Below are 4,487 nucleotides of genomic sequence, written 5' to 3'. Positions count from 1 at the left end.
TCGGACCGGAGGCCTGTATACGCCCGAAAACCTGTGGGAGCGGAGCTTGCCCGCGAAGCTTTTAGCGGCCTTGAGGGCCCCTTCGCGGCGGTCCGGTGGCCGGTTTACTTCGTGGCCAGGAAGGCCCCGGCAGCCTGCTGGTCGGCAGGATTGGCCTTGTTGTCCGCGGTCTTCGCGTTGAACTCCAGCTTCATGCGCTCGGCAATCTGGTCTTCGATGCCTTTCTGTTTTTCCGGTGACATGCTTTTCAGGTCGGCCTCGGTCAGGCCCTGTTCCTTGAGGATCTGATCGCGGATGCGCTGGGCCACCGGCTTGCTCATGTAGTCCTTGAATTCCTTCATCGCGTCGCTGTCGTTGCTCGCGGTGGCGGAGGGGGCCGTGCGGGTCGTCGGCGCCGTGGCGGTCAGGGTCGCCGGGAGCGCGACAGTCGGCACCGCGGCCTGCAAATGCACCCGGGTCTTGGCAAAGGCCGCATTGACGTTGTCGGCGATCTTGTCGGCAGCGTTCTGCGTGCCGGGCGCGGTGCTGGCAGTAGCCGCGGCCTGGGCATTCTGGATAAAGCCGCTGGACAGCGCGCTGGCGGCGGCGGTGGTCGGATCCAGGTCCGTGCGATGGCTGGGCTGGATCACTGGGTTGTTACGGGCATTGACCAACATGGGATAAACACCTGGAGGCGGGGACAGGGTCAGTCCCAGCAATTTGTATGCCTGTTGGTACAAGCCCGGACTTATCAAGGGTTGGCGGATACATACCAGGCCAAAACGCGGCGGCGGGAGGAGGTACCTTGCCGCTTCGATTGCCGTTGCCGGCAGCCCGGTTCCGGCTTCAGCGGATCGGCAGGTCGAACTCGCGGAACGCGTCGTCCACTGGTTGATAACCCAGTACCCGGACGGTCTCGCTCAGGTCCAGGCGTTTGAAGCGGTTGTTGGAAATGCCGTGAGCCACCAAATGTTGCACGCCTTCGACCTCGATCGCCTTTTGCAACAACTGTACGGCGTCGCGCGGGCTGAGCCAGGCACTCAGGTCGCGGGCGTTGCGCAGGTCATGGTCGTCGGGAAACTCGAAGGCGCCGATGCGCAGGACAATGGTCGATAAACCGTGTCGTGCCGAATAGAAGGCACACAGCGCTTCGCCGTAGCATTTGCTCACCCCGTACAGATTGGCCGGCATCACCGGCATGCCCGGGGTGACCTGCCGGTCCACCGGGTAGCCCTCGATGGCCTGGGCGCTGCTGGCGAATACCACGCGCTTGCACCGGGCGTTCGCGGCGGCCTCCAGCAGGTAGGTGGTGGCCAGGATATTGTTCGGCAGCAGTTCCTCGAAGGAGGAGTCGGCAAAAGGAATACCCGCCAGGTGCACCACCACGTCGATGCCATCGACCAGGGCCGCGAGTTCTTCCTTGTCGGCCATGTCCAGGCGGACGAAGCGGTGATCGCCGATGGCGAAATCCGGTTGGTGACGGTCGGCGAGGACAAAATGGTAATGGTGTTGCGTGGCCTGAAAAAACGTCTTGCCGATACGACCGCAGGCACCGGTCAGCAATACCTTGAGTGTGCTCATTCAGACTTCCATGTGGATATTTTTACTTTTGAATGAATGTTTTGTGACGCTATCAAGATAGACCATGGCCGCCAGTCTGGCTGACCGATAAATCTCTAGCCCGACGTTCGCATGGCGTTCTAGGATAGTGGCCTGTTGCTTTCATCCAATGCTTGGAGGTCCCTGCTAGATGCACAAGGCATTGCGTAAATTCGGCTGTGTAGCCGGGTTGTTGACGCCCTTTTGGTTGCTGGTCGGGTTGGCCCTGGCCGGGGCCCTGTATCCAGGCTACAGCCATCTCAATCAAGCCATGAGTGAACTGGGGGCGCTGGGCGCGCCGACCCATGTGTTGTCGCCATTGATCAACAACCTGCCGTTGGGGCTGTTGTTCTTCGCCTTTGGCGTGACGGTCTTCGCCTGTTTCGAGGGGCGTGGCCTAGCGCAGATCAGCGGGGTGCTGATTGCGCTGCACGGCATCGCCAGCCTGTTCACCGGCTATTTTTCCTGTGACGCCGGCTGTGGGCTGCAGCACCCTTCCTTCAGCCAGACCGTGCATAACAGCGCGGGGCTGGTGATGTTTCTGACCCTGGTGATCGCCAACGCCCTATGGGTGTATCTCGCCGTGCGCCTGCTGGGCTCGAAAGCCTTCGCCTGGTTTTCCCTGGCGTGCACCCTGGTGGCTGTGGCGGCCCTGCCGTTGATGGGGCTGGCGGTGGCGGCGGGCGAGGGCTTCGGTCTGTACCAGCGCCTGAACTATGGCGCTTCGGTGGTCTGGATTGGGGTGTTTGCGGCGCTGCTGCTGGTCAGGGAAAAACGTTGCGCCGATCGGGGTTGATACTGAACAACCCCCTGTGAACAGGGGGATGTTGGAAAACCGGGGGGGCTTCGGTCCTGCCGGGACCTATACCCCCGGTTTTCCAACCTGCGTACAGCTGCCACCCATTCGCTTGGAAACGAACGTGGCAGCTATTTCCTGGGTATAGGAGTTAGCGCATGGACGGTTTCACTCAAACACGGCTTTACCTTCAGACAGTCAGCACCCAGGTCCGCGCCGGAGGTGCCCAATGACCCTCCCACCAACAAGCAAAACCCTGGGCGTCATCACCTTTTCCCAGTGCGGCTCTCAAGGTCGTGAACTATTCCGCGTAAACCCCGGCGTTCCCATTTTGGAAGCCATCGAGCACGCGTCCCTTCTACTTTATTGCGCCAAAGCCCTCTCCCTCGATGCTGCGTTGGAAAGCGATGGCGAACGCTATACCTGGGCATCGCATTATCTGGGTGAGATGGGGAAGGCGGTGATCGATGACTTGACGCAAGGGATGTTGCACGGGGCGACGGTGTAGTCGGGTAGTTTTCGGTTGATGCCGATTTTTGCGGTGGGTGCTGGCAGGCTCACCGCGTTATTGCTCATCGAGTTTGCTTGCATGCAAGACCTGGCCCGGTGTCCCTACACCTGTAGCGCCATTCGGTAATGGTAAGTGAGATTACTTAAGCCAACCAACGATTTTTCCGAATCCTCCCAGTAGAAAAAGCAAACTAACAACCACTATAAAACTCAGATGTAATATTACTAGTTTGCGTTTAAGCGATGCTGGGAAGTTTCTTATATCCTCAGGGTTTACGCTGCCGCGCTTAAGATAGAAACCGGAAAAGGTGACGAATCCGGAGATACCACCGACCAGCAACAGATTGCCCCAGGGACCACCCTGTCTAAGTGCAGCGAGCGCCATGACACCCGAAGAGTTTTTCAGGTGGTCCAGTATTAGATCCATTTTGGTGTAAGCGATGTACAGAGCCGCTCCAATACAAACAAACGCTCCGAATAAAATACCTCCCCCAGCAAAAAGGACAAACACTTCGCGAGGTGTGAAAGCACTCATCGAGTTTGCTCATAAATAATCTCACCGATGCCCTCGCCAAAGGCCCCCCCCAAGGCGCCGCCGGCAAATGAACCCGCTCCGACCACGACAACACCGCACACCACAGTGCCTATACCACCGGTCGGTACACCGAGTCCGATACAAAGGGCACCAACGGCAGAGCTTGTCAAAACCGCACCTGTCGCCGCCCCCCCAAGACCCCTCCAGCAAAACTATCCGTCTCGGTGAATTTAATTTTCTCGCACGCCTCGGTATTCCCCGCCGCGCAGACATCCTGAACCTTGAAATACGAGGCTCCGCCGCCAAGGGCCGTACCGATCCAGCCGCCGTATTTAATGACTTTAGCCGCCTTGGACACGCCTTCGATATGGGTGGCATACCCCGGGATTTGCCCGGCGGCGCCGGCCTGGGTCCAGCGATGAACCAAGCTGCGACTGGAAATGCCCAGGGCACTTTTCAAGTTCGGGTGATCCGGAAAACCGATGCCCTTTCGCGTCATGGCCGTCAGGTGGGTGTCGAGCTTTGCCAGCAGGTGTTTACGTTCAGCAAAGAACTCTGGCGAGCGCAAATGCCCATTTGCCTGAAACGTGCGTTGGTGCAAGGCTTCAATATCACGCAGAACGGTTTTAACGTCCTCCAGGTTCTTGGCGAACATGGCTTCGCCGATACCGATAGCGGCTGAACCCTGGGCAAGAAATGTTTCGATTTCGTCACGGTGACGCAGCATGAAATCGGCTTCCTGCGCACTCAGGGACTTGAGCGCGTCATTCACCTTGGCCGCCGTTTCCATCAGCAGCGTTTCTTCGCGAGTGCACTGCCAGTTGTTCGGGTCACTGAGGACGATCATCGAGCCGGCTTTGACATCGCCCAGGTTCGGGTTTAACGCCAGAAACTTTCTGAGGACCGTCGGATCGCGCGAAGGGAACAGCGTGGACTCCAGCTGTTCGCGGGTCGTGCTCCTGGGTACGACGTAAAAACCGGGTTCTTGCGGTTGAGGTTTTGCAAGAGGTTCGGTATCCGACAGCGGCGCCCGTGTGTTTTCCGGAGCGCGATCTTTCGCGGATCCCA

The 4,487-nt window shown here is 58.8% G+C and carries 5 protein-coding genes and 1 pseudogene; 2 read left to right on the top strand and 4 right to left on the bottom strand.

What is annotated here, in order from left to right; all coding sequences use genetic code 11:
• Window positions 1-104 precede the first annotated feature (104 nt).
• A complete protein-coding gene (locus M5B99_RS29265) occupies window positions 105-656 on the bottom strand; it encodes a hypothetical protein (RefSeq protein WP_248807407.1) in 552 nt (183 codons plus the stop codon).
• A gap of 169 nt (window positions 657-825) precedes the next feature.
• Window positions 826-1,560, bottom strand: a complete 735-nt coding sequence (locus tag M5B99_RS29260; protein WP_248807406.1) for an NAD-dependent epimerase/dehydratase family protein — start codon at window positions 1,558-1,560, stop codon at window positions 826-828.
• 169 nt (window positions 1,561-1,729) lie between these two features.
• Here M5B99_RS29260 and M5B99_RS29255 point away from each other — a divergent pair, with 169 nt between their 5' ends.
• Window positions 1,730-2,374 carry a DUF998 domain-containing protein gene (locus M5B99_RS29255; protein ID WP_248807405.1) on the top strand — a complete coding sequence of 215 codons (645 nt, stop codon included), beginning with the start codon at window positions 1,730-1,732 and terminating at the stop codon, window positions 2,372-2,374.
• Window positions 2,375-2,603: 229 nt separating this feature from the next.
• Window positions 2,604-2,882, top strand: coding sequence for a DUF3077 domain-containing protein (locus M5B99_RS29250; RefSeq protein WP_248807404.1), 279 nt, complete (start codon window positions 2,604-2,606; stop codon window positions 2,880-2,882).
• A 141-nt stretch (window positions 2,883-3,023) separates the two neighbouring features.
• On the opposite strand, the gene M5B99_RS29245 is transcribed toward M5B99_RS29250, so the two are convergent.
• Together M5B99_RS29245 and M5B99_RS29240 are read right to left on the bottom strand one after the other, a co-directional pair.
• Window positions 3,024-3,419 (bottom strand): hypothetical protein, encoded by a 396-nt coding sequence (locus tag M5B99_RS29245; protein ID WP_248807403.1) that lies wholly within the window; start codon window positions 3,417-3,419, stop codon window positions 3,024-3,026.
• Window positions 3,416-4,487: pseudogene (locus M5B99_RS29240) on the bottom strand (hypothetical protein); the annotation flags it as partial. The pseudogene M5B99_RS29240 and the gene M5B99_RS29245, both read right to left, overlap by 4 nt.

This window comes from Pseudomonas sp. MWU13-2100, from assembly GCF_023242365.1.
Taxonomy (GTDB): domain Bacteria; phylum Pseudomonadota; class Gammaproteobacteria; order Pseudomonadales; family Pseudomonadaceae; genus Aquipseudomonas.
The sequence above is the reverse complement of the archived record's forward strand: the minus strand, read 5'-3'. Positions and strand labels throughout refer to the sequence as shown.